Here is a 24,266-nt window from a genome sequence, read left to right as displayed (position 1 = left end):
AGCTAGGCTAAAACAAGCTGGACTAGTTCAAACTGCGCTCAGCCTCGCCCACTTTTTCGACAAAGATTCAACAGACAGACACAGATCCCGCAGACAGATTCAAGGAGAACCCATGACTGCAACCCGCGAAGACGGCCGCGCCCTCAACGAACTGCGCCCCATCACCATTACCCGCGGCTGGTCCCGCAATGCTGAGGGTTCCGCCCTCATCGAGTTCGGCAACACCCGCGTGCTGTGCACTGCATCCTTCACCGAGGGTGTGCCGCGCTGGCTCAAGGGCGAAGGTAAGGGCTGGGTGACCGCCGAGTACGCGATGCTGCCGCGCGCCACCAACACCCGTTCTTCGCGCGAGTCGCTGAAGGGCCGCGTGGGCGGCCGCACCCACGAGATTTCTCGCCTGATTGGTCGCTCCCTGCGTGCGGTCATCAACATGGACGAGCTGGGCGAGAACACCATCGTGCTCGACTGTGACGTTCTGCAGGCTGATGGCGGCACCCGCACCGCTTCTATTACCGGCGCATACGTGGCGCTGGCTGATGCTATTTCTTGGGCGAAGGAGCAGAAGATTCTGCCCGCTAAGGCGAACCCTCTGATCGATTCGGTGTCCGCAATTTCGGTGGGCATTATTGACGGCACCCCCATGCTGGACCTGCCCTACACCGAAGACGTTCGCGCCGAGACCGACATGAACGTGGTCGTCACCGGCAGCGGCAAGTTCGTTGAGGTTCAGGGCACCGCCGAGGGCGCGCCTTTCGACCGCGACGAGCTCAACAGCCTGCTCGACCTGGCGCTGGAAGGCACCGCTGAACTGGCTCAGATTCAGCGTGAAGCACTGGCACACTAACCCGTCCCAGTAACTAGTTCCGTCAACAAGGAGAAACTATGGCAGACGCAAAGATTGTTCTGGCAAGCCACAATAAGGGCAAGCTCAAGGAACTGCGCGAAATTCTGCGCGGACGCATTGACGGCCTGGACGTTGACACCCAGGTGGTTGACGCCTCCAGCGTGAACGCACCCGACGTTCCCGAGACCGGCGTGACCTTCGCTGAAAACTCCCTGCTGAAGGCGCGCGCTGTTGCCGAAGCAACCGGCCTGATCGCTATTGCTGACGATTCCGGCCTGTCGGTGGATGTGCTCAACGGCGCTCCCGGCATTTTCTCGGCGCGCTGGGCGGGTAGCCACGGCGATGACACCGCGAACCTGAACCTGCTGCTGGCTCAGCTGAGCGATATTTCTGCCGAGCACCGCGGCGCGAAGTTCTGCTGCGCGGCCTCGGTTGCCGCCCCGAGCGGTTTTGAGGCGGTCGAGTACGGCGAGCTGCCCGGTGAGCTGCTGACCGCACCGGCGGGGGAGGGCGGCTTCGGTTACGACCCGATTCTGCGCCCCATGGAGTTGAACGGTGAGAACGCCCTGTACGAGGGTCAGTACGCTGGCAAGTCTTGCGCTGAGATTCCCGCCGATATTAAGAACTCGATTAGCCACCGTGCGCGTGCTTTTGAAGCGCTGATTCCTCAGATTGCTGCTGCGCTGACCTCCTAAAACCGCTGTCTAAAACCTCTGTCTAAAACCGTCGCTGAGGCGCCAGAGCATACTTACGGTGCCTGTCTGATGGGTGAAAAGGCGGGGTTGGGTACGATTTTTTCGTGCATCCCCCTAAAATCCCCCACAGGGATACCAATTAAAGGCACAATAGGTAGAGAAGCTTTACCCCAAGGTTAGTGACACCAAAGAAACTCGTCTGCTGAAGGTACCTTCGGCAGACGAGTTTTGCTATTGAAGAGCCTTTCAGCGGGGCATCTGTCCGACGCTTGCTGTCACCGACCGCGGTAGAAAAACCTGCAGCGAAAGAGACACACCGATGCTCATCCTTCTTCTGCTGATGGCACTCGCCCTTGCCGCCGGCTGCTGGGCGTACTCCTACGTGTGGCGCGGACTGAACCGCCGCGTCATTGCCGCCGTGAAGGTGGTCGATCCGATGATTACGCTCGGCCCGTACGTCATGGCGGCGTGGGTGGCGTTCATGGCTCTGATCGCCACGAATATCTGGGCGACCGGAACCCTGCACACTGTGCTGACGATTATTTTCTGCGTGGTTGCCGTAGGGTGCCTCGGCTGGGCTGGATTCTGGTTGCTCATGCACTGCCTGGGCGGGCAGACCCCGGGCAAACGCCCGATGTGGTGGCGCGAGGCGGTTGCCGCGAAGTTCGCCTGGCGTAACCTCTCGCGCATGCCCGCCTACCTGGGTGCTCGCACCAGCATCCTGCCGGTGGAGAACCCGCACCTGACCAAGCCGTATTCGGGGTCGTGGACTCGCCCGCTCGGTGCGACCATGCCCGGGTACAGCTCCAACGGTGAGTTTATTGAGGGCTTTGACGAGTTCGGTCGCAAGATGCCGCATATCTACCCTGTAGGCCCTGAACCGACCATTTTTGAGATGGCGCGCTGGGGTAAGTCGGTGAGCTCCGATCAGCTGCTGACGACCTTCCTGCCGACCGCTCCGTTTGAGCGTCTACGCTTGCCCGGTACTATCACCGGTCCCTTCACCTTTGCGGGGGAGGTGCCGCACGGTGCGGTGACGAAGTGGCCTCGCCGCAGTGGTGCGAACCGCGCCTTTGGCTCCTACGCGCGTCTGGGCGAAATCACCGAACGTAAGGTTGAGCTGCTGGTTGACCACCGCATCATTGCGGCGCTGCAGACCACCCGCGAAAGCTACGAACGCCGCCACAGCTGGATGCTCGCCTTCACCGACATCGCCGACGGCGACTTCACGATGGACGCCGACGAGAACGGCAACCTGCGCATCACCTTCGGCATGGTTACCGAGGGCTACGAGACCCCGTGGGTCTTCACCAGCACCCTGAAAGATAGCGCCCGCCTGCGCCGCAAAGTACGCCACGCCATGAGGGAACGCCGTGTGCTCAAGCAGAGCAACGGCGAGCTGATGGACTGGTACTTTGTACCGAAGCTTAGCGAGTTCCCGCACGGCCCGGTCACGAATGAGCTTCCCGAAGAGTTCTACTTCAAGTCCAATATTATGGTTACGAACCGTCACGAGAGCTCCTCGCGTGCCTCGGGTGAGGCGCACTAGGGGAAGGAACGTGGGAGCAGAGCAGCGCATTAGCGGTGACTGTCATAATCACTCTTTTCCCCAAGCCACGCTAGAATAGAGTTCCGAACGTTGAACGCTCTGCGGGGCACGACACGCGTCGTGCCCCGCTGTCGTTCTGCCCCCGTAGCACTTGAGCCGGACTCGCACTCCGCCCGGTGGCACGCGTTCACCACCGCAGACATATTCACCCGAAAGGAATCCCGTGGCGTCTTCGAACTACACCGCCCGTCACCTCTCCGTGCTGGAAGGTCTGGAAGCTGTACGCAAACGCCCGGGCATGTACATTGGCTCCACCGACTCCCGCGGCCTGATGCACTGCCTCTGGGAGATTATCGACAACTCGGTGGATGAGGCGCTCGCCGGTTTCGGTCAGTCCATTCAGGTGATTCTGTACCGTGACGGTTCGGTTGAGGTGCGCGATGATGGCCGCGGTATCCCGACCGATATTGAGCCGCGCACCGGTCTGTCCGGTGTGGAGGTTGTGTTCACTAAGCTGCACGCCGGTGGTAAGTTCGGCGGCGGCTCCTACAATGCCTCCGGTGGTCTGCACGGTGTGGGTGCTTCCGTGGTGAACGCGCTGTCCTCCCGCCTGGACGTGCAGGTGGACCGCGGTTCGAAGACCTACCAGATGTCTTTCCGCCACGGCATTCCCGGCCACTTTGAGTCCGGCCGCACCCCCAAGCCCGATGATCCGTTCACTCCCGCAACCGAGGGCACTGACGCCCTGCAGATTGTGGGTAAGGCGAAGCGCGGCGTGACCGGCACCCGCGTGCGCTACTGGGCTGACCCGCAGATTTTTACCCCCGACGCCAAGTTCAGCTACGAGGATCTGGTGGCTCGTGCGCGCCAGACCGCGTTCCTCATTCCGGGTCTGCGTATTTGCATCCGTGATGAGCGCCGCCTGCCCGGCACCCCCGGTGAGCTGGAGCCCCACGAGGAAGTTTTCCAGTACGACGGCGGCATTAGCGAGTTCGTCGAGTTCCTGGCGCACGATGAGCGTATTACCGACACCTGGCGTTTTAGCGGTAGTGGAACCTTCACCGAGACCGTACCCGTGCTGGGCGAGGACGGCCGCTCGCAGCTGACCGACGTGGAACGCGATTGCGAAGTTGACGTTGCTCTGCGCTGGGGTATTGGCTATGAGACGACGGTCCGTAGCTTCGTGAACATTATTGCCACCCCCAAGGGCGGCACCCACACGACCGGTTTTGAGCAGGGCCTGCTACGCGTGATGCGCAAGCACCTTGCCGATAACGCCCGCAAGTACAAGGTGGGTAACGACAAGATTGAGAAGGACGACGTGCTCGCCGGCTTGACCGCCGTGCTGACCGTGCGTCTTGTCGAGCCGCAGTTTGAGGGCCAGACCAAGGAGATCCTGGGCACCCCGGCGGTTCGTCAGATTGTGTCGAAGGTCGTGGGTGATGCGCTGAAGGCTCGCCTGGAGTCGACCGCGCGTGCTGAGAAGGCTCAGGCGACCGCTCTGTGCGAGAAGGTTGTCTCTGAGATGAAGACCCGCGTTTCGGCGCGTATTCACAAGGAGACGCAGCGTCGCAAGACCGCGCTGGAGTCTTCATCCATGCCCACTAAGCTGGTGGATTGCCGTTCGACCAATGTTGAGCATTCCGAGCTGTTCATTGTGGAGGGCGACTCGGCGCTGGGTACTGCGCGTCTGGCGCGTTCCTCCTCGTACCAGGCGCTACTGCCGATTCGCGGTAAGATCCTGAACACTCAGCGTGCCTCGGTGACCGATGTGCTCGCGAACGCCGAGTGTGCGGCGCTGATTCAGGTGATTGGTGCCGGTTCGGGTCGTACCTTTGATCTGGAGTCCGCCCGCTACGGCAAGGTCATTATGATGACCGATGCGGACGTGGACGGCGCCCACATTCGTACCCTGCTGCTGACCCTGTTCTACCGTTACATGCGCCCGCTGATTGAGGCTGGCCGCGTGTACGCCGCGGTTCCGCCCCTGCACCGCGTGGAGGTGGTGCGCCGCGGTAAGCCGAACGAGATGGTGTACACCTACTCCGAGAAGCAGCTGCACGAGCTGCTGGATTCCCTGCGGGAGCAGGGCGTGACCTATAAGGAACCGATTCAGCGTTACAAGGGTCTGGGTGAGATGGACGCCGGCCAGCTGGCTGAGACCACGATGGATCCGCGTCACCGCATGTTGCGCCGTATTCGCATTGAGGATGCCGAGGCTGCCGAGCGCGCCTTCTCGCTGCTGATGGGTTCTGAGGTGGCTCCGCGTAAGGAGTTCATCATTGCCGGTGCGCATCAGTTGGATACCGAGAACATCGATATGTAACCTGCGGGGGAGCGTGTGACTGGCGTGTCACAATCCAGGAATTTTGTGTGAGAATAGTCACGCAATTCTCGGAGATTCCGCGTAAATTCCGCATGAAGCAGGCAAATTTAAGCTTTGAGTACTACTTGAAGTGCCTGTCATATTCCGAGAATGTGTCATCAAAAATCTGCATAAACTGCATAAAACTGCAAAGTTTTACCGTGGTTCTGAAAGTGCCTCTCAGACCCACACAGCCCCTCCGTGTTCCAACCCTCAAACCACCCCCGCCCCGGGGGATAACGTCCAAGGTACCTTTAGCGAAACGTCAAACAATAAACGTCCATACTATGCACAGCCTACTCACAGCTTCTTAGGAAAACCCTGTACCTTAGAAGCATGAGAGACACTGTGTCAGTAACTCTCGTATGCCCTCCATCGATGGTGGACTACCCGAAATCTGGCACAAACGCACATTAAGTACACACATAGTAAGGACCTATCAATGGATCCCCTTGATTTTGGTAGGTGGCAGTTCGGTATTACCACCGTCTACCACTTCTTCATGGTTCCGCTGACTCTGGGTCTGGGCCTTGTGGTGACCTACCTGTACATTTGCTACGTTCGTACCAAGAAGGACGAATACAAGCGCATGACGAAGTTCTGGGGCAAGCTGTACCTCATTAACTTCGCTATGGGTGTGGCCACCGGTCTGGTTCAGGAATTCCAGTTCGGCATGGCGTGGAGTGAATACTCCCGCTTCGTCGGCGACGTCTTCGGCGCTCCGCTGGCAATGGAAGGCCTCTTCGCCTTCTTCGTTGAGTCGACCTTCCTTGGTCTGTGGATCTTCGGTTGGGACCGCCTCAAGCCCGCAGTCCACGCCTTCTGTCTGTTCATGGCAGTTCTCGGCTCCTGGATTTCTGCATTCTTCATTCTGGTTGCAAACTCCTGGATGCAGCACCCCGTCGGTGCAGAAATGATTGACGGTCGTCCCCGCATGACCGACATTGGCGCAGTGCTGATGAACCCCCTCGCATGGGTGACCTTCTCTCACGTCATCACCGCATCCATCCAGGTTGCCGGTGGCTTCCTGGTCGGTATTGCCTGGTACAAGCTGTGGCGTCGCCGCAAGGACGGCATCGACAAGGTCGTTGACGGCAAGGTCGTCGTTGGTGAGTCCGACAAGGGCGCACGAGACAAGAAGGACTTCCAGGTTTGGATCAAGTCCCTGCGCCTGGGCGCAGTCGTTGGTCTCCTCGCGTTCGCAGGTGTTGGTGCATCCGGCCACCTGCAGGCACAGATGATGATCCACGAGCAGCCCATGAAGATGGCTGCCGCAGAAGCTGCGTGCCACGACGGTACCGCCTTCTCTGTTCTGACCATCGGCGAGCTCGGCGCTCAGAGCTGCGACAAGATCACCCCCATCATCGAGGTCCCCGGCGTGCTGTCCTTCCTGGCACACGACAACTTCGACACCCCGGTGAAGGGTATTCAGACCCTGCTGCCCGAGTACGAAGCTAAGTTCGGCACCAACCTGCCCAACAACCCGCTCTACGGCGAGCGTGCAGGTCAGAAGATTGACTACCTGCCCTCCCTCGAGGTCTCCTACTGGGGCTTCCGCGGCATGATTGGTCTGGGTGCAGTCGTACTGCCCCTCTACCTCTACGCGCTGTGGGTAACCCGTAAGAAGGGCGTGGGCACCGTCCCCGAGTCCAAGCTGCTCAAGAACGTTGCAGTCTGGTCCATCCTGGCTCCCTTCTTCGCTATCTCCCTCGGCTGGATCTTCACCGAAATGGGCCGCCAGCCCTTCGTTGTGGCTCCGAACCTTCAGGGTGACCCCTCGATCCACCTGTTCACCGCAGCAGCTATCTCCCCGGGTGTTTCCGGTGAAGAAATCCTCTTCTCCCTGCTCACCCTGGGCCTGCTCTACGGCGTGCTGATGGTGGTTGAGGTTTACCTGCTCATCAAGTACGTCAAGGCCGGTGTGGTGGCAGCAATGCCCGAGCTGGTTCAGTCGCACCACGAGGACGAGTCCAACGACAAGTCCAAGCGCGATGTGCTGGAGTTCGCCTACTAGGCGGGTAAGGATTGATTCACCATGAACTTTGATTTCAATATCTTTGCCGGTCAGCCTGGCCTGCCCACCCTCTGGTTTGTCGCCATTGGCGTCTTCCTCATCATGTACCTGATCCTCGACGGTTTCGACCTGGGCGTCGGCATGCTGATGGGTTCCAAGTTCACCAAGAACGAGAAGGAACGTCGTCTGCTGCTGAACATCATCGGCCCCGTCTGGGACGGTAACGAGGTGTGGCTTGTGTCCGGCGGTGCAGCTCTGTTCGCTGCATTCCCCATCTGGTACGCAGCCCTCTTCTCGACTCTGTACATTCCTCTGACCCTCGCGCTGGTCTTCCTGATTCTGCGCGTGGTCGCAATTGAATACCGCGGTAAGAAGAACGACGAGAAGTGGATCCGTAACTGGAACATCGCTCTGTCTGTTTCTTCCTTCTTCATCGCACTGCTCGTCGGTGCTCTGCTGGGCCTGACCTCCATGGGTCTGCCCATCAACGACAATGGTGACCGCGTCGGCGGCGCCTTCGCATGGGTCTCCCTGCCGGTTCTGCTCGGCGGTCTGGGCTTCGTTGGCTTCTCCCTGGTTCAGGGTCTTGCCTTCGTCGCTCTGAAGACCGACGGTGACATCCGCGACCGTGCCCGCAACACCCTGGTACGCTGGGCTCCCGTCCTGCTGCTGCCGATCGTTGCATGGGTTCTGGCTCTGGACTTCACCACCGGTAACGGCGTCTCCTGGCTGTGCACCATCCTGGCTGTGGTTGCTGTTCTGATTGCTTGGATCTCCGCAAAGGGTGGCCGTGAGGGTCGCGCTTTCGCAGGCCTGTCCGTGTTCCTCGCATTCGGCGCGCTGGCAATCTTCACCGCAATGTACCCGAACGTTCTGCCCTCCACCCTGGACCCGGCATACTCGCTCACCATTGCGAACGCATCCAGCTCCGAGTACACCCTGGGCGTTATGACCTTCGTGACCTGCCTTGGTCTGCCGGTCGTCTTCGTCTACCAGGCTTGGACCTACTGGGTCTTCCGTAAGCGTCTGCACGTGGATCACATCCCCGAGGCTCACGACGCTACCGAACTGGCTGAACTGCCGACCAAGTAGCATGTAGCTGATTGAAGGATCCCCCGAATTTCTCTTCTGAGAAGTTCGGGGGATTTTTCTATGCCCCCAGAGGATATTCCCGCAGAGGATGTAGCTCTCGGCAGACGAGTGGGCGCGCAAAAATTTTTGGTGCACACCCCCCCCGGATTTAAGGCGCGGCAAGGAGCAAAAAGTGTAATGTGGTGTACAACTCACTCTTATGAAAGGGGTTCAACGATGAAGTTCCTCAATCGCAGCTCCACTGCACCCGCCCCTCGCGCCGGTTTGAGCCGCCGCCTGCTCACCACGGGCGCCCTGCTCTGCATCGGCGTGCTCCCGCTGAGTGCCTGCTCGCTCTTCAACCCGCCGCTGGAACGTGACGAAAGCGTCCACGCCATCTTTGACGCGGAACAGGACATCGTGAAGATGCCCCTGGACGAGTACCTCTACTACGAGCTGGGCACTCATTACGAATACACGGCCTATCAAATCGCCATTAAGCAGTGCTACGCCGAACACGGGCAGAGCTACACCGACCCCGACCAAGCTCCCCAATCTGAAAGCGCGCCGCGTGGCGATTTGGGACGAAAGTACGGTCCCTGGAACGTCGAGTACGCCAAGAAGTACGGTTTTCAGAAGCGAGACCCCAACGCCAAAGCTCCCATCTCCGTCACCCCAGGGGCAAGCCTCAGCCCCGAGGAGAGGCTCATCATCGAATGTGAAGACAAGGCCCGCGAGACCCTGGACGCCGCGGTACCCGAAGGTAAGAGGCCCGAGAACGACGTGCAGTCCACATACAGTCGTATCTCTACTGAGGCGGGTAGCGCCGTTTACGGTAGCAAACTGCACCGCGAGCTCGAAGAGAAGTGGAAGCAGTGCGTCTCTGACCGGGGGCTCACCCCCATTAAGGCAGGGGAGGTAGCCGAGGAATCCCCGCTGGCTGAGCAGCAGAGCAAGAACGGCGGTTACAACGAGCCCGCCTCCGAAGAAGAGATTCGTATCGCCACCATCCAGGCTGAATGTAACCAGCAGGTCGGCATGAGTCAGCAGCTCTACGACCTGGAGGCACAGTATCAGATGCCGCTCATCCGCAAGTACCAGTCGCAGCTTGAGCAGGACCGCAAGGCAGAACGTGAGCGTGACGAGAAGTTCAAGCAGTACGTTCTGGAGCACCAGTAACTCGAGACAGCATACTACGGCGTAAAGAACAGAAAGACACCGCCATGACCACTCACACGAAAAACCAAAACAGCGGGCACCGCTTCAGCGAGCGCATCGCCCGACCCCGCGTGCTCCTGCTGCTGGCAATCCTCGCCATCGGTTCGCTCATGCTTTCCTTCTACCTTGGTACCCGCTACGCCGCCACGGGCCCCGACCCGGCCGTGCAGGCGAAAACCGTGATTCCGGTCTGGGCGAAGGTTGAAGAACGAACCGTCAGCGAGGGCCTCGCCATTGCCGGAACCACCAAGGCTGGAGAGACCGCCCCGATTAGCGCGCGCACCAACGGTGAGCCGGTGCTCGTCTACCAGAACCAGAAGCCCGGTAACGTGCTCAAGGCCGGTGACTTCATCGGCATCATTGGCGCCGACCCCGTCTTCGTGCTGGACGGGCCGCTACCGCTGTACCGCGACCTCCACCTGGGCGATAACGGTGACGACGTGCTCGCCTTCCAGAAGGCCCTGAACTCCGCCGGGTACGCCACCGAGCTGAGCGGCACCGTCACCGAAGACACCCTCGACGCCGTCACGCGCCTGCACCGCGCGCACCTGACCGGCGTGCCCAGCGAGGGGGTCACCAGCATTGCCCGCAGCAACTACGCGATTCTGCCCGCCGGTAGCCACACCGTCACCGCAGTTGCCGCGGTCGGTCAGCTCATTAACGACGGCACCCCCATCGCGAGCGTAGAAACCAGCGAACCCTACGTGGAATCCAGCGTTGAGCTCTCCGTTGCCAATAAGCTCAAGGCCGGCGACCGCGTTAGCCTGCGCACCTCCACCGGCAGCGTGGAGGGCACCATCACCAGCATTGGTGAGCTGCAGAACGACCCCTCCAAGGGTGCGGCAAAGAGCGTGCGATTCAGCGCCGACGACCCGAGCAAACTCACTCCGGGGCAGAGCGCCTCCATCACCAGTAAGGGCAACACCTCAACCACCCTCGCCGTGCCGACTACCGCGGTGCGTCAGGACTCCCAGGGCACCTACGTGCTCGTTGAAAAGGGCGGAAGCTCCACCTCGACCAGCAAGGATGCGCCCGCTACCGAACGAGTCAACGTTGAGGTTCTACGCACCGCCGGCGGATACGCCGCCATCAACGCGAACCTCAGCACGGGACAGAAGGTGCTTGTCTCATGAGCCGCCGTAAGATAACCCCAGACACAAGCCCGGGACGTGCGCCTACAATTGCGCCCAACGTAGCGTCCGCAGCTACACCTGCCGCCGGGCTCGGTACCGCGCCCGCTATCGAAATGCACGGCATTACCCGTGTTTTCGAGGGGAGCGAACGAGCCGTCCTCGACCACCTCGACCTGGTGGTCGAACGCGGCGAATTCCTCGCCATTATTGGTCCGTCGGGCTCCGGTAAATCAACCCTGCTCAACGCGATTGGCCTGCTCGACACACCCACCAGCGGAACCTACAGCCTCTTCGGCAAAAACACGGAAGGACTCAGCGACAGAGAACGCGACGAAATGCGCCGAGACCACCTCGGCTTCATCTTCCAATCCTCGAACATGCTGCTGGACGAAACCAGCACGACCAACGCCTCCATGGGCCTGCGCGTGCAGGGCGTACCCTACAGCGAGCGCCTGCAACGCACCGAAGAAACCCTCGAGTTTCTGGGGTTGAGCGATCGCGCTAGCATCCGCACCCGCTACCTCTCCGGCGGCGAGAAGCAGCGTTGCGCCATTGCCCGCGCCCTCGCCACGCGTCCGCCGCTGATTCTTGCCGATGAGCCCACCGGTAACCTGGACAGCCACAATAGCGCCAAGGTCATTGAGATTCTGCAGCGCATTAACGCCACCGGCTGTACCGTGCTGGTGATTACCCACGACCCGGAGGTTGCCGCTGCCGCCCGCCGCGTGATCCGCATTGAGGATGGGCGGCTGCACGAGCAGAGCCGCGCCGACTTGGCTACGGTGCCGGTTGCCGAGGTTGTGTCGTCTGTAGCAGACACCCCGGCGGAAGCCACGGTAGATGCCCCTGTGAATGCCCCCGCCAGCCTCGCACCGGGGGAGAAGCCCGCTACGCATCGTCGCGGAAGCTTCCTCACCGACGACAGCATCGAGGCGATCTCGGCGCTCACCTCACGACCGCTACGCACCCTGCTGCTGGGCCTGTCCTTCGCGCTGGGCGTGGGCGGACTCATCAGCGCCTCCGGCATGAGCGAATCCGCCAGCTACCAGGTGAACCAGCGCCTGCTCGGATCCGAACAATCCACGCTCTACATCAGCGACAGGGACAATGACCAAAACATGCTCGGAACCTACCGGCAGGGTGAATCCGCGCAGAATGTTGCCGACCGCATTAGCGCGCTGGACTACGTGAAGAACACCGGATTCGTCAGTAGCGTGGCACCCGCCGACGTGCGAATCACCCGGTTCAGCCCCTACGAGGACGAACCCAAAACGGCGATTGGCCTCAGCTCCACCTCGAAGACCAGGCTCGAGCAAATCGGTGCCCGCATGAACCCCGAAACCCTGCGTGCGCTCGAACAGATGAACTCGACCCTCACCCAGCAGAACGTTGCCGACCGTGAACGCTCCGAGCAGCTCTCCGGCGCTATCGTCTCGGTCTCCGCTGCCCGTGCCCTCGGCATTATTCCCGAAGATAAGGCGGCAGATAACGCCACAACCGAGCCCAGACCCGGCGAGCTGCCCACCGTCGATTACGGCATTAAACTCGGTGGGCTGCCGCAGGTGGCACCCGGTGTGAGTATCTGGGTGGATGGCCAGCTGATGCCGGTCATTGGCCTCTTCGACCCCGGCAATAGCGGCTACGAATTCAGGAACTCGGTCATTGTCTCGCCGGGCACACTTCAGCGCACCGGACGCGGCCAGGTGACCTACATTACCGAAACCGAACGGGGCTACGGCAAAGCGGTCGCCAAGGCCATTCCGCTGACCCTCAAGCCCGCTGAACCCAGCCAGATTAACGTGGAAACCCCCTCCGACCTGCAGAGCCTGCGCGCGTCTATCGCCTCGGATCTGGGCCTGTACGTGGGTGTGCTCTCCGGTATTCTGCTGGTGCTCGCCTCCCTCTCGGCGGCAACCGCAATGTATCTGTCCGTGCAATCGCGCACCGCAGAGATTGCGCTGCGCCGCGCCATCGGATCGAGTAAATGGCTGATTGCCCGCATCTTCCTCATGGAAGGCGTCATGCTCGGCGTGCTCGGCGGTTCCATCGGCGCTTGCTCCGGCATGATTGCGACTATTATTCTTTCGCTCGTGCAGGGCTGGCAGGCGATTCTCTCCCCGGGATTCGTGGTGCTCGGCGTGGGGGTTGGTGCCCTCACCGGTCTGGTGTCTTCGGCGTACCCGGCGTGGGTGGCGTCCCGCAAGAGCCCCGCCGACGCGATGCGCGGCTAGAGCCTGCGCTGGGTGGGGGGCAACCAATTAGCTGAAACCCGACTGGTCAAATAGGTATTAGATAGCCCAAGCCTTAAACTAATGGGAGGTAAAAACAGCAGAAGACTAAGGACAACACGTGAGTCGAACGCACACACCGCGTCATGCTGACAAACATCAGAACACCGAGGCACCAGAGGTGACCGAAGGAAAGCGCAACGACCGCGCTGACCGTCGCCCGCCCCTGGGCCCTGACGCCCGTAAAACCCTCAGCACGTTCGGCGTCATCACCGCCGTGCACACCCTCGCAACGGTGCTTTTCAGTGCCGCCCTGGCTGTAATCATTGCCCGGGCGGCACACGCCGGTTTCGCCGCTGTTGCAGCCGAACACGCGCGTCTCAAAGAGACCAGCGCCCCGGATGTGTACCGCGCCTACATTGAGTTCTCGGGCTCCGCGCAGGCGCAGCTGGAGGCGCACGGCGGCTGGCTACTCGGCCTCGGTGGCATCTTCGGTGACGCAGATACCATCACCCCCGGCCTGATTGCGGTCGCCGTCATTGCGCTGCTCGTCCGCTCGGGCACCGACTACCTGCTGGCTGTGAGCGCGCAGCGTGCCGCCTCCGGGGCGAAGTCTCAGATTCGTTCCTCGCTGCTCAAGCGTGTGCTCGCCACCGGTGGCGCAGACACCCCCGAAGGTACCGGCGCGACCGCTGTGTTGCTTTCCCGCGGCTTGAATGCGCTGGATGACTACTACACCAAGACCCTGACCGCGTTTGTTTCCACCGCGGTTGTGCCGATCCTGCTGTGGATTGTGGTGGCGTCCCTGGACATGATGAGCGCCCTGGTGCTGGCGTGCACCCTGCCGCTCATTCCGGTGTTCATGATCCTGATTGGTAAGAACACCCGCGACGAAACCGCAGAAGCGCAGGCTGAACTGCACCGCCTCTCCGACCATATTCTGGAGCTGGTGCGCGGCCTGCCCGTCATTATCGGTCTGGGCCGCGAACGTGCACAGACCCGCGCCATGAACGCCCTGGGTCAGCGTTACCGTGAACGCACCATGCAGACCCTGCGTAGCGCCTTCATGTCTTCGCTCGCGCTGGAGCTCATCACCACCATTTCGGTGGCGCTGATTGCTGTGCTGATTGGTGTGCGCCTGGTCAACGGCACCCTGGGCCTGGACACCGCAATTCTCGTGCTGCTGCTGGCTCCCGAGTGCTACCAGCCGCTGCGTGATGTGGGTGCCGCCTACCACCAGTCGGAGGACGGCGTTGCCGCCCTGCGTAGCGCCCAGAAGATTATTGATGCGCCCCTGCCCGCCCCCGCTGCGGACTCGACTGCGCAGGATTCGGCAGCGCAGAAGGCCCAGCCTTCCACTATCTCTGTTGAGGACCTGTCGGTGAGCTACCCGGCGCGTCCTGCCGTGCTGACTAACCTGTCGCTGAATCTGAACCGTCGCGTTGCCACTGCCAACGGTGAGCGCGGCGCGGTCATCGGCGTGATGGGCGAGTCCGGTTGCGGTAAGTCCACTCTGCTGAACGTGTTCTCCGGTGCCGTGCGTGAGGGCCTGGTGCCCACCGGCTCGAAGGAGCCCGTGCACCTGACCGGTAGCGTGACCGGCCTGGGCACCACCCTGGTGATTCCGCAGTCGCCGGTCTTCACCGCGCCGACCGTGCAGACCGAAATGGCGCTCTACGCACTGAGCGCTACCGAGGCTGAGCGTGAGCGTGCAGCCGCTCTGCTCGGTGAGGCGATGGACTCCAAGAAGCTGTCCGTCACCGATGCCGAGTCTGCTCTGCTGGTTGGTCCGCTGGCTCAGCTGGGCATGGAGAAGCTCACCGCCCTTGAGCCCGGTGCCCTCAGTGCTGGTCAGGCGCGCCGCCTCGCCGTGGCACGCACCTTGGCTCGCGCCGAGGCTATCTACCGTGCTGGCGGTGAGCAGACCGTGCTGACCGTCCTGGTGGATGAGCCGACCGCGCACCTGGACGCCTACTCGGCATACCTGGTGACCCGCGCCCTGCACCGCCTGGCGGAACTGGGCGCAACCGTGCTGATTGTGACCCACGAGCAGGAGCTTGCCGCTGGCTGCGACACCCTCGTTCGTGCCGTGCAGACCGCCCAGGGCTACACCTGGACCGCCGAAGCGAACACCGCCCGCGTTGCGGTTCCCGCCGAAGCCCCCGCGCACCTGCTCAAGGACAAGGCGGAGTACGAGGCTGAAAGCACCGCCCCGGCGGGCGCCTCCGCAACTGCCGAGGTTCAGGAAGCCGAGCCTGCCGGCCTGTTCGCAAGCCTGCGCACTCTGAAGGAACTGACAGGTATTGGCGTTCGCGCCGCAACCGGCCCGGTGATTATGGCTGCGATTACGTCCCTGATGGCTGCGGCACTGACCGCACTGTCCGGCTGGCTGATCGTTCGCGCCGCCGAGGGCCCGGCAATGATGTACCTGATGGTCGCCATTGTGGGCGTGCGTTTCTTCGGTCTGGGTCGTGCCTGCGCCCGCTACGCTGAGCGTCTGATGACCCACTCGAAGGTTCTTGCCGCCGCAAATATTCTGCGCCTGCGCGCCTGGGTTGGCGCATGGCAGAGCGTGAGCAGCGTGCGTGCCCTGCTACGCGGTGACGCGCTGCTCGAACGCCTCGTGGGCGGTATTGATGAGCTGCGTGACGGCGTGCCGCGCGTTATTATCCCGCCGGCTGCGCACCTGCTGGTCATGACCGCGGCGCTGATTACGACCGCGTGCATCCTGCCGCAGGCTCTGATCCCGGTTCTGCTTGCCGTGCTGGTCAGCACTTTTGTGGCTCCGTGGATTGTGCTGCGCGCCGATGCCCGTGCGGAGGCGCTGGCTCGCCGCTCTACCGCGCAGATGCTGCGCCTGGGCACCGGCATGCTCTCGGCTGCTGAGGATCTGCGCGCTAACGGTGTGGCAACCACCGCTGAGAAGGCTAACGGCGCCCTGGACGCCGAGAACCTGTCCGCCCTGCAGAAGGGCTCGACCGCTCAGGGCGTGGGTCGTACCCTCGTGACCCTGAGCTGGTTCGGTGCGGCTCTGGCGAGCGCAATCATTGCGTACCCGCTGGCTGTTGACGGCACCGTGCGTGCCCCCGAAGCGGCGATTGTGGTGCTGCTGTGCACCGGTATGCTGGAAAGCTCCCTGGGCCATGTTGAGGCGGTCCGCTCCTGGCCCGCGTTTAGCCGCCTGCTCGCGACGATTGCCCCGAGCGTGCGCGACGTATCCCTGGAGGGTATTGTTGCCGTCTCGACTCTGAAGCGTTCCGTGCCGACCGAGGCTGAGGTGGACACCCACGTTCTGCCGCGTCGTGTTGAGCGTCTGCGTGCCCGCGCGGAGGCCGAGATGGAGGAGCTGCTGGAGGCTGACCGTCAGCGTGCCCACCGCTTTGACCGACCCGAATCTGCGGCTGGCACTAAGGCGGAGTCTAAGGCTAGCTCACCGCGCCCGCCGAAGCCCGGCGAACCCACCCTGGTCACCTGCGGCACCCCGCAGGAGCTCGGCGTAAAGGCCACCGAACCGGCCCTGAGCCTGCAGGACGCCGCCGCCCGCTGGCCCGGCATGGACCACCCGGTCTTCACCGACCTGAACATGAACGCTCGCGCGGGCTCCTGGACTGCGGTGACCGGCCCCTCCGGCTCCGGTAAGTCCACGGTGCTTGCAACCGTTCTGGGCTTCTTGCCGCTGGAGTCCGGCCGCGTGCTGGCTTCCGGTGAGGTCCTGGAGGGCGAGCAGCTGCGCGGCTACGCGGCGTGGTGCCCGCAGGCGGCTCACATTTTCGAGTCGACCCTTGAGGGTAACCTGATGCTGGCTCGTGACCGTTCAGACCGCCCGAGCGAAGAAGAGCTGATTGAGGTTCTGCGCCGTGTGGGTCTGGGCGAGTGGTTTGACGCTCTGCCCCAGGGTCTGCGCACCCCGGTGGGTGCTGGCGGTTCCTTCCTGTCGGGTGGTCAGCGTCAGCGTCTGGCGGTGGCTCGTGCCCTGCTGGTGAACTCGCCGGTGCTGCTGCTGGATGAGCCGACCGCGCACCTGGACGCTGAGTCTGCTCGCGCGCTGATGGCTGACTTGGATGCGGCGACCCGCTCCAGCTCCGTGGCTACGGTTCTGGTGTCGCACCGTCCTGAGGATATTGCCCGCTGCGATGAGGTGGTTCGCCTCTAAACGCCGCCTCTAAACACATCTGATGCAGGCGTCACGTGCGGATTGCGCATGAAGAAAGGCCCCGGTACTGATGTACCGGGGCCTTTCTACGTGTTTATATCTCTGAGCGTTTATATCTCTGCGCGTTCATATTTCTGCGCGTTATATCTGCGCGGATTCCCCCAGGCTTCGTTAGCAACCTAAGGTCGAAAGGCCGTGAACGGCGCGCCTAGAAGAGCTTTTCACCCTCCGGGCTTACCGCCATCGCAGCAGAAACAGCCGCGTAGTTCGGGCCAATCACGCCGATGCTCTGGGTCAGCATCACTCCGGAGCCGTCGCGGGCACCGTGCTCGGTCGGCAGGGAACGAGCCACACCGCCGGAGGACGCCGCCTTCGCCGGGCCCACGCCCACCCACGCCAGAGCCAGCTGGCTCTCACCGGTGAGGAAGCGGTGCGCACGCACGCCACCGGTTGCGCGGCCCTTCTGCGGGTACTCGGCCAGGGCGGTGACCTTGGCGCTCGCCAGGCCGTCCTTGCCGTTGGTGACGGTCACGACCTCCGCCGCGTCGCTGGGGGCGGTCACGCCCAGGGCAATCACGCGGTCGCCGTCAGCAAGCTTGATGCCCGCGATACCGCCACCGGTGCGTCCCTGCGGGCGAACCTTGGCGGCGTCGAAGGTCAGCAGCTTCGCATCACGGGTGACGAAAGTGAGCACCGCATCGTCGGTGGGGCAGGGGGCGGCGGCTACGATTTCGTCGCCGTCCTTGAGCTTCATGATGTCCCACTCGGTCTGGTTCAGCGGGTAATCCGGGTTGAGGCGCTTGATGACGCCGCCGGCGGTGGCCATCGCCAGCACCGTGTTCAGCGGTACGAGGGCAACCAGCTTCTCACCCTTGGCGAGCGGAACCAGCTCGGTTGCCTTCACCGCCGACGCCATGGAGGGGGTGCCGCCGTTCTCGTCCAGCACCGCAATGTCCATGACGGACAGGCGTACCATGCGTCCGGCGGAGGTGACGGCACCAATCTCGCCGCGCGCGGTGGTCGGCACAATCGAGGTGAACACGTCATGCTTGAAGCGCTTGCCGGGGTCCACGAGGGCCTCGCGGATGGGCTTGCCGGGGGTGCGTCCCATCATGCCGGTGGCGGAGAGCAGCACCCAGCAGGGCTCGTCGGCAATCTCAAGAGCCAGACCCAGGCTCTTCTTCGCCTTGGACTGCGCGGTGACCGCCTCGATGGCGACCTGCATGTCGTCCTTGGTCTTGAGCTGGGTGCGGCGGTCGGTGCCGTAGCGTTCGGCGACCTCTGCGAGCTCGTCGGAGACCAGCTCGCGCAGCGCCGCATCGGAGCCGAGGATACGCTGCAGTTCCGCGATTTCCTGCTGCAGGGTGTTGCGCTCTGCTTCCAACTCCAGTCGGGAGTACTTGGTGAGCTGGCGCAGGCGCAACTCCAGAATGTGGTTCGCCTGGGTGTCGGTCAGGCCGAAGACGACCTTCAGCTTTTCGCGTGCCTGGGCGGTCTCGTCGGACTCGCGAATAATCTGAATGACCTCGTCAATGTCGAGGATTGCCACGAGCAGACCCTCCACCAGGTGCAGGCGGTCGGTGCGCTTGCCCAGGCGGAATTCGGTGCGGCGGCGGACCACGTTCAGGCGGTGGTCAATGTACACGCGCATCAGGTCGAGCAGGCCGAGGGTCTGCGGCTGACCGTCCACGAGTGCCACGTTGTTAATACCGAAGGAGTCCTCGAGCGGGGTGTGCTTGTAGAGGGCGGCGAGCACCGCCTCCGGGTTGAAGCCGTTCTTGATTTCGATGACGAGACGCAGGCCGTTAGTGCGGTCGGTCAGGTCGACCACGTCGGAGATGCCGGTGAGCTTCTTGGAGTTGACGCCGTCCTTGATCTTTTCGATGACCTTTTCGGGGCCGACCATGTACGGCAGTTCGGTGACGACAATGCCCTGCTTGCGGGGGCTGACCTGCTCGATGGAGACCTTCGCACGGGTCTTGAAGGTGCCTCGGCCGGTTTCGTAGGCGTCACGGATTCCGCTCAGGCCCACGATGGTGCCGCCGGTGGGCAGGTCGGGGCCGGGGATGAACTTCATGATGTCTTTGAGGGTCGCCTCGGGGTGGGCGATGAGGTGGCGGGTACCGGCGATGACCTCGCGCAGGTTGTGCGGCGCCATGTTGGTTGCCATGCCGACCGCGATGCCGGTGGTGCCGTTGACAAGCAGGTTCGGGAACGCGGCGGGTAGCACGGCGGGCTGCATGAACTGGTTGTCGTAGTTCGGTACGAAGTCGACGACGTCTTCGTCGAGGTCCGCGGTGAGCGCCTGTGCGGCGGGTGCCATGCGCGCCTCGGTGTATCGGGCGGCCGCCGGGCCGTCGTCGAGGGAGCCGAAGTTACCGTGACCGTCCACGAGGGGCAGACGCAGTGCGAAGGGCTGAGCGAGGCGCACCATGGCGTCGTAGATGGCGGCGTCGCCGTGCGGGTGGAGCTTACCCATGACCTCGCCGGTCACGCGGGCGCTCTTGACGTGGCCCTTGTCGGGGCGCAGGCCCATCTGCTGCATCATGTAGAGGATGCGGCGCTGCACGGGCTTGAGGCCGTCGCGGGCGTCGGGGAGGGCGCGCGAATAAATCACCGAGTAGGAGTATTCCAGGAAGCTGGTTTCCATCTCGGCGGATACGTCGATGTCGACGATATTCTCTACCACATCCACCGGGTAGTCGCTGACGGTGGATTTGGATCGGCGAGCCATATATCTCCTCGTGTCGGTGTGTTTTCGCTCCTCCTATTTTAGCGGGTGGGAGCGGATGAATCGGGCTGGTTGGTCAGCGTCATCTGTGGGGTGCGCCAAGACGGTCGCGGGGTGCTAACCGAAGCGCAGCGTGAGTGTCAAAGGGGCTCTGACAGAAGCGTGCCGGGGGAGTACACGCCGTCATATGAGCCTGTATTAGCGTGGTCAAGTAGCACAGCCCGGCTGGAACCCTCTAAGGTAGAGGGGAGTAATACCTAACCGCCCTCATCGTGTGCGCCGACCGACGTCGCCTCATGAGGGCACAGCACGAAAGAGGTACGATGTACGCCACCACCCCCGAACGCGAGCAACTGGTCGCAGACATTAAGCATGCCGGTTTCTACCCCGACCTCGTGCTGGAAGTGGTGGATGACGCGCTGGCGGGCATGAACCCGGACGCGCACTTCGTACAGCATGAAACCCACTTCTCCCGCGATGATTTTCACCGCCACATCACCGTGATGGTGCTCTGCGGCGAGCACGTCATCTTTGCGCACCTGGACGACCAGCACCTTGAAGGTGACGCGCAGGGCACCGTGGCGCATGTGAGCGTGGAGGCGGTGCACCTGAGCGCCCTGAACGCGGTCACCATCAGCTATGGTTTCAGCCAGCCGCAGGCGTACAACGCCGGTAGCACCGCCCCGACTGAGATTTCCTTCCAGATTGCGTGGACCGGTTCGCTGCACATGGAGCTGGCCCCTGCCGGTTGCCAGGATCCGCAGTGCAACGCCGACCACGGCTTCACCGGCGATGCGCGCCGCGAGGACATTGCGGTGCGTGTTTCTGCGACCGCTGACGGCCCGGAGTCGGTTCAGCGTGCGCAGCATTTTGCCCGTGCTCTGCACCGTGCCCGCATGTACGCAACCCGCCGATAAGCACCACTGATAAGCACCGGTGGTAGCGCTCGCACAGTAACAGACCGCGCGGTGCCCCGTACTTTCACACACCCGCCACACCCCTGAGAGGACCTTATGACGGTACAGACCACCCTGCACGATGTTCTGGGCGCGCCGTTGCCTCCCGCGCCCGCCTACGGCAGCAATAGCATCGCCGATGTGCTGGAGTCCGCCTCCTCTCTGGTGGCTCAGCGAAGCCTGGCGCGCCCCGCGCACGCCCTGGATTCCGACCCGGCGTTCCACGCTGTTGCCGACCCGCTGAACCTTGCCGGTCGCCTCGCGGAGCATGACGTTGATCCGGCGTCTTTCCGCCACGCCTGCGTGGTCATGGTGGACGGTCTGGGCGAGCAGCTCATCAACAGCTACGGCGGCTACGCGCCCGCCCTGCGTAAGACCCTGAACTTGGGACCACTGGACGCCGCGTTCCCCACCACGACCGCCGCATCCCTGACCTCGTTGGGTACCGGCACGGCACCTGGCGCGCACGGCATTGCCGGCTACGAGGTGCGCAACCCGGCTGGTAACGGGGGAGCGGGCTCGGTCATGAACCACCTCTCCGGCTGGGATCAGTCGGTGGACCCGCACGCCTGGCAGCCGCTGCCGACCGTGCTGGAACGCCACCATACGAACCGCCGCGTGCTGACCATTTCGCTGGGTAAGTACCGCGGCACGGGTCTGACGGAGGCGGCGCTGCGCGGCGGCGACTTTGTGGACGCCGTCGGCTATAACGCCCGCGTCACCTACGCCCTGGAAGCGCTCTCCAGCCGCACCCCGACCACCGTGTACCTGTACTGGGGCGAGATTGACGCGGCGGGCCACCGCTACGGCGTGGGCAGTGACGAATGGCTACAGCAGCTGGAGGAACTGAACTCGGCGCTGAAGCGTCTGGCGGAGCGTGCCCCGGCGTGGGCGGCGCTCTTCGTGACCGCCGATCACGGCATGGTGAACGTGCCCGAGCATCAGCGCATCGACTACTCTGGCGTGGAGGAGCTGACCCGCAACATCGCAATGACCGCCGGTGAACCGCGTGCCGTGCACCTGTACCTGGAAGACACCTCGGATGCTGCACGCACCGCCACCGCTCAGCGTTGGGCGCAGTACTGGGGCGAGCGCGCCTGGGTGATTGACTCTCGCGAACTGATGCGTGCCGGCTACTTTGGCCCGGTCATCACGGATGCGGCGCGCGGCCGCATTGGCGATTTGATGGTGTGCGCTCGCGACGACTGGGCGCTGTACGATATGCGCCACTATCAGGAGCGTGCCCTGCACATGGTTGGTCAGCACGGTTCGCTGACGGACGCTGAGCGTCTGGTGCCGTTGCGCATGCTCAAGACTTTCTAAAGTACTAGTCTTCTAAAGCGTCAGAGGGCATAGGCTGAGAAGATCAGGCTGAGAAGATAGAGAAAACCGCTGGTTATTCGGGTGAATAACCAGCGGTTTTCGTATGTCTAGATGCCTTTATGCGGCGCGAGGGCGCTCGCTTACTTGCGGCTACCGAAGATGATGTCATCCCATGCCGGAACGCTCACGCGCTGCTTCTTCGAGGAGGAAGGCTTGGGCTTCTCTGCGGGTGCGGGCTCAGGCTGTGCTTCAGTAGCGGGCGCCTCAGCAACGGGCGCCTCAGCAGCCTCAGCTGCGGGTGCGTCCTCGATGGGTGCCGGGAGGGTGAAGGACTCGACCGGAACGGATTCAGCGGGTGCTTCCGAATCCACAGCCAGCGGGTCGGTGGTCTCTGCCGAGGGCTCGGGAGCAGCAGGAGCTACAGGCGCAGGCGTAGCCGGTGCTACAGGCTCAGCGGGCTGAGCGGGCTGGGCAGGCTCGCGGTGCACGAACACCTCGGGCTCCTCAACCTGCGCCGGGCGCACCGAGCGGGCGCGCTCCAGAAGCTCCTTGAGCTTACGCTCATCAGCGCTCTCAGAGGAAGTAAGGGGTGCCGGTGCGGGCTCGGGTGCCTTCGGCAGGCGGGCGGGAGGAACCTCCACGGGAGCCTTCTTCGCGGCGGCGGCAACAGCGTCCTCACTATTGCCCATCAGGAAGTACGCCGCCTCATTCGAAGCGTACAAGCCCTGGTTCGCCGGGTTGTACACCCAACGTGCGGGGAAGACCACCTGCGCGGGCAGGTTCTGACGCACCGAATCCTTCAGCGCAATATCAACCTCAACGCGCCACTGACCGTTCTCCTGCTGGCGGGTGGTCCAGTCCTGGGTTGCGTCCTCAAAACCGTAACGCTCGGAGACTTCCTCAATGCGGGAGCTCAGGGTCACGGGAATCTGTGCGGTACCCGAAGCGGAGCTACGGCGACCAATCTTCACGCTCTGAGCGGCACGAATAATGTGGGCACGCTCAGCAACGATCGGCCACTCGTAGCGGCGCACACGCTCCGGCTCCCAACCGGACTCTTCAGCGATTTCCTCAACGGAGGCACCCTGACGGAAACGGGTCTGAATATCGCGCGGACCGTAGGTGCCCTTAGCGCCCAGACCGCGGGCGGGCTGAATACGGCGAGCCTTGGTGATGCTCGTGCGCAGGTTCGCGTCAATCGGCAACAAAAAGCGGGTGCCGTCAGCAGACTCAAGCACCAGATTTTCGCCGTCATCGTGAACGCCAATCAGACGCAGTTCAAGCATGAGAACCTCCATAGGTGAACCGGACGCGTTCGTGAATGTGTTGCACGGAACGCAAACTACCTACCAGGGTACCGTGAAAGCGCGGTAAATCAGTAGCGGAGGCGGGATTTTCACCAAAAAAAGATGTACTTTTCGCACCGAAAAAGCTAGAATGTGACGCCTAAACAGTCCAAAGCCTACCCAGGATTAGACAAATAGGGTGCCAATGGTGAACAATACCTGGCATGCCGTCGGGGTTAATTACACACCAGCGGCACCTAGAGCACTCATTAAACCAGCGTGGCCTAGTCCAACACACAGCCACAGAACCAACGGAGCGTGAAAGTTTGGCAACTGATTACGATGCACCTCGCAAGCAGGACGAAGAGCAGAACGAAGAGTCCTACGAGGAGCTGAACGCCCGCCGTTCCGAGATGCAGTCCGGTGCGGTGGACGAAGACGAGAACAGCGCAGCAGAAAGCTTCGAGCTGCCCGGTGCTGACCTCTCCAACGAGGAGCTGAACGTTGTTGTTCTGCCCGCTCAGGACGACGAGTTCACCTGCGCATCCTGCTTCCTGGTGCGCCACCGCTCGCAGATTGCGCGCGAAGAGGGCGGCCTGTCCTACTGCATCGAGTGCGAGGGCTAAAACTTTAGGGAAGGGATAACACCCACCCGACATACACCTCATGACGGGGCGAGTGCCGAGTGCACCCGCCCCGT

The 24,266-nt window shown here is 62.5% G+C and carries 15 protein-coding genes; 13 read left to right on the top strand and 2 right to left on the bottom strand.

The window, feature by feature from the left end:
- The first annotated feature begins 112 nt into the window (after positions 1-112).
- From rph to AB8C10_RS03425, 10 genes are all read left to right on the top strand, one after another.
- Positions 113-844: a ribonuclease PH gene (rph, locus tag AB8C10_RS03470; protein ID WP_005506419.1), complete on the top strand. Its 732-nt coding sequence runs from the start codon at positions 113-115 to the stop codon at positions 842-844.
- Positions 845-882: 38 nt separating this feature from the next.
- Positions 883-1,539 (top strand): non-canonical purine NTP pyrophosphatase, encoded by a 657-nt coding sequence (locus tag AB8C10_RS03465; protein ID WP_070847442.1) that lies wholly within the window; start codon positions 883-885, stop codon positions 1,537-1,539.
- A 319-nt stretch (positions 1,540-1,858) separates the two neighbouring features.
- On the top strand, positions 1,859-3,088 hold the full coding sequence (locus tag AB8C10_RS03460; RefSeq protein ID WP_368866843.1) for a peptidase E: 1,230 nt from the start codon (positions 1,859-1,861) through the stop codon (positions 3,086-3,088).
- A gap of 223 nt (positions 3,089-3,311) precedes the next feature.
- On the top strand, positions 3,312-5,414 hold the full coding sequence (locus AB8C10_RS03455) for a type IIA DNA topoisomerase subunit B (RefSeq protein ID WP_368866842.1): 2,103 nt from the start codon (positions 3,312-3,314) through the stop codon (positions 5,412-5,414).
- Positions 5,415-5,895: 481 nt separating this feature from the next.
- Positions 5,896-7,467: a cytochrome ubiquinol oxidase subunit I gene (locus AB8C10_RS03450; protein ID WP_368866841.1), complete on the top strand. Its 1,572-nt coding sequence runs from the start codon at positions 5,896-5,898 to the stop codon at positions 7,465-7,467.
- A gap of 21 nt (positions 7,468-7,488) precedes the next feature.
- A complete protein-coding gene (cydB, locus tag AB8C10_RS03445; RefSeq protein WP_368866840.1) occupies positions 7,489-8,559 on the top strand; it encodes a cytochrome d ubiquinol oxidase subunit II in 1,071 nt (356 codons plus the stop codon).
- A 216-nt stretch (positions 8,560-8,775) separates the two neighbouring features.
- Positions 8,776-9,717 carry a multidrug transporter gene (locus tag AB8C10_RS03440; protein ID WP_368866839.1) on the top strand — a complete coding sequence of 314 codons (942 nt, stop codon included), beginning with the start codon at positions 8,776-8,778 and terminating at the stop codon, positions 9,715-9,717.
- Between the two features lie 44 nt (positions 9,718-9,761).
- Complete coding sequence (locus tag AB8C10_RS03435; RefSeq protein WP_368866838.1) at positions 9,762-10,889, top strand: efflux RND transporter periplasmic adaptor subunit; 1,128 nt, start codon at positions 9,762-9,764, stop codon at positions 10,887-10,889.
- A complete protein-coding gene (locus AB8C10_RS03430) occupies positions 10,886-13,120 on the top strand; it encodes an ABC transporter ATP-binding protein/permease (protein ID WP_368866837.1) in 2,235 nt (744 codons plus the stop codon). The genes AB8C10_RS03435 and AB8C10_RS03430 overlap by 4 nt, the downstream gene beginning before the upstream one ends.
- A 178-nt stretch (positions 13,121-13,298) precedes the next feature.
- Positions 13,299-17,270, top strand: a complete 3,972-nt coding sequence (locus AB8C10_RS03425; protein ID WP_368866836.1) for an ATP-binding cassette domain-containing protein — start codon at positions 13,299-13,301, stop codon at positions 17,268-17,270.
- 208 nt (positions 17,271-17,478) lie between these two features.
- On the opposite strand, the gene AB8C10_RS03420 is transcribed toward AB8C10_RS03425, so the two are convergent.
- Entirely contained in the window at positions 17,479-20,004 is a 2,526-nt protein-coding gene (locus tag AB8C10_RS03420) for a DNA topoisomerase (ATP-hydrolyzing) subunit A (protein WP_368866835.1), read from the bottom strand.
- Positions 20,005-20,324: 320 nt separating this feature from the next.
- On the opposite strand from AB8C10_RS03420, the gene AB8C10_RS03415 reads away from it, so the two are divergent.
- Both AB8C10_RS03415 and AB8C10_RS03410 read left to right on the top strand, forming a co-directional pair.
- Positions 20,325-20,918 carry a DUF5998 family protein gene (locus AB8C10_RS03415; RefSeq protein WP_005506389.1) on the top strand — a complete coding sequence of 198 codons (594 nt, stop codon included), beginning with the start codon at positions 20,325-20,327 and terminating at the stop codon, positions 20,916-20,918.
- A gap of 96 nt (positions 20,919-21,014) precedes the next feature.
- Positions 21,015-22,280 (top strand): alkaline phosphatase family protein, encoded by a 1,266-nt coding sequence (locus AB8C10_RS03410; protein WP_368866834.1) that lies wholly within the window; start codon positions 21,015-21,017, stop codon positions 22,278-22,280.
- A gap of 140 nt (positions 22,281-22,420) precedes the next feature.
- On the opposite strand, the gene sepH is transcribed toward AB8C10_RS03410, so the two are convergent.
- Positions 22,421-23,566 (bottom strand): septation protein SepH, encoded by a 1,146-nt coding sequence (gene sepH / locus AB8C10_RS03405; protein ID WP_368866833.1) that lies wholly within the window; start codon positions 23,564-23,566, stop codon positions 22,421-22,423.
- A 326-nt stretch (positions 23,567-23,892) separates the two neighbouring features.
- On the opposite strand from sepH, the gene AB8C10_RS03400 reads away from it, so the two are divergent.
- Positions 23,893-24,192, top strand: a complete 300-nt coding sequence (locus AB8C10_RS03400) for a DUF4193 domain-containing protein (RefSeq protein WP_005506382.1) — start codon at positions 23,893-23,895, stop codon at positions 24,190-24,192.
- The last annotated feature ends 74 nt before the right edge of the window (positions 24,193-24,266 follow it).

Origin of the sequence: Rothia mucilaginosa, from assembly GCF_964210535.1 — a bacterium.
Classification (GTDB): domain Bacteria; phylum Actinomycetota; class Actinomycetes; order Actinomycetales; family Micrococcaceae; genus Rothia; species Rothia mucilaginosa_F.
This window is presented reverse-complemented; position numbering and strand designations above follow the sequence as displayed.

Coding starts and splice junctions, on each gene's coding strand:
- AB8C10_RS03460 (WP_368866843.1), top strand. CDS start 1,859: ATGCTCATCCTTCTTCTGCTGATGGCACTCGCCCTTGCCGCCGGCTGC.
- AB8C10_RS03430 (WP_368866837.1), top strand. CDS start 10,886: ATGAGCCGCCGTAAGATAACCCCAGACACAAGCCCGGGACGTGCGCCT.
- AB8C10_RS03450 (WP_368866841.1), top strand. CDS start 5,896: ATGGATCCCCTTGATTTTGGTAGGTGGCAGTTCGGTATTACCACCGTC.
- sepH (WP_368866833.1), bottom strand. CDS start 23,566: ATGCTTGAACTGCGTCTGATTGGCGTTCACGATGACGGCGAAAATCTG.
- cydB (WP_368866840.1), top strand. CDS start 7,489: ATGAACTTTGATTTCAATATCTTTGCCGGTCAGCCTGGCCTGCCCACC.
- AB8C10_RS03435 (WP_368866838.1), top strand. CDS start 9,762: ATGACCACTCACACGAAAAACCAAAACAGCGGGCACCGCTTCAGCGAG.
- AB8C10_RS03420 (WP_368866835.1), bottom strand. CDS start 20,004: ATGGCTCGCCGATCCAAATCCACCGTCAGCGACTACCCGGTGGATGTG.
- AB8C10_RS03465 (WP_070847442.1), top strand. CDS start 883: ATGGCAGACGCAAAGATTGTTCTGGCAAGCCACAATAAGGGCAAGCTC.
- AB8C10_RS03440 (WP_368866839.1), top strand. CDS start 8,776: ATGAAGTTCCTCAATCGCAGCTCCACTGCACCCGCCCCTCGCGCCGGT.
- rph (WP_005506419.1), top strand. CDS start 113: ATGACTGCAACCCGCGAAGACGGCCGCGCCCTCAACGAACTGCGCCCC.
- AB8C10_RS03415 (WP_005506389.1), top strand. CDS start 20,325: ATGTACGCCACCACCCCCGAACGCGAGCAACTGGTCGCAGACATTAAG.
- AB8C10_RS03410 (WP_368866834.1), top strand. CDS start 21,015: ATGACGGTACAGACCACCCTGCACGATGTTCTGGGCGCGCCGTTGCCT.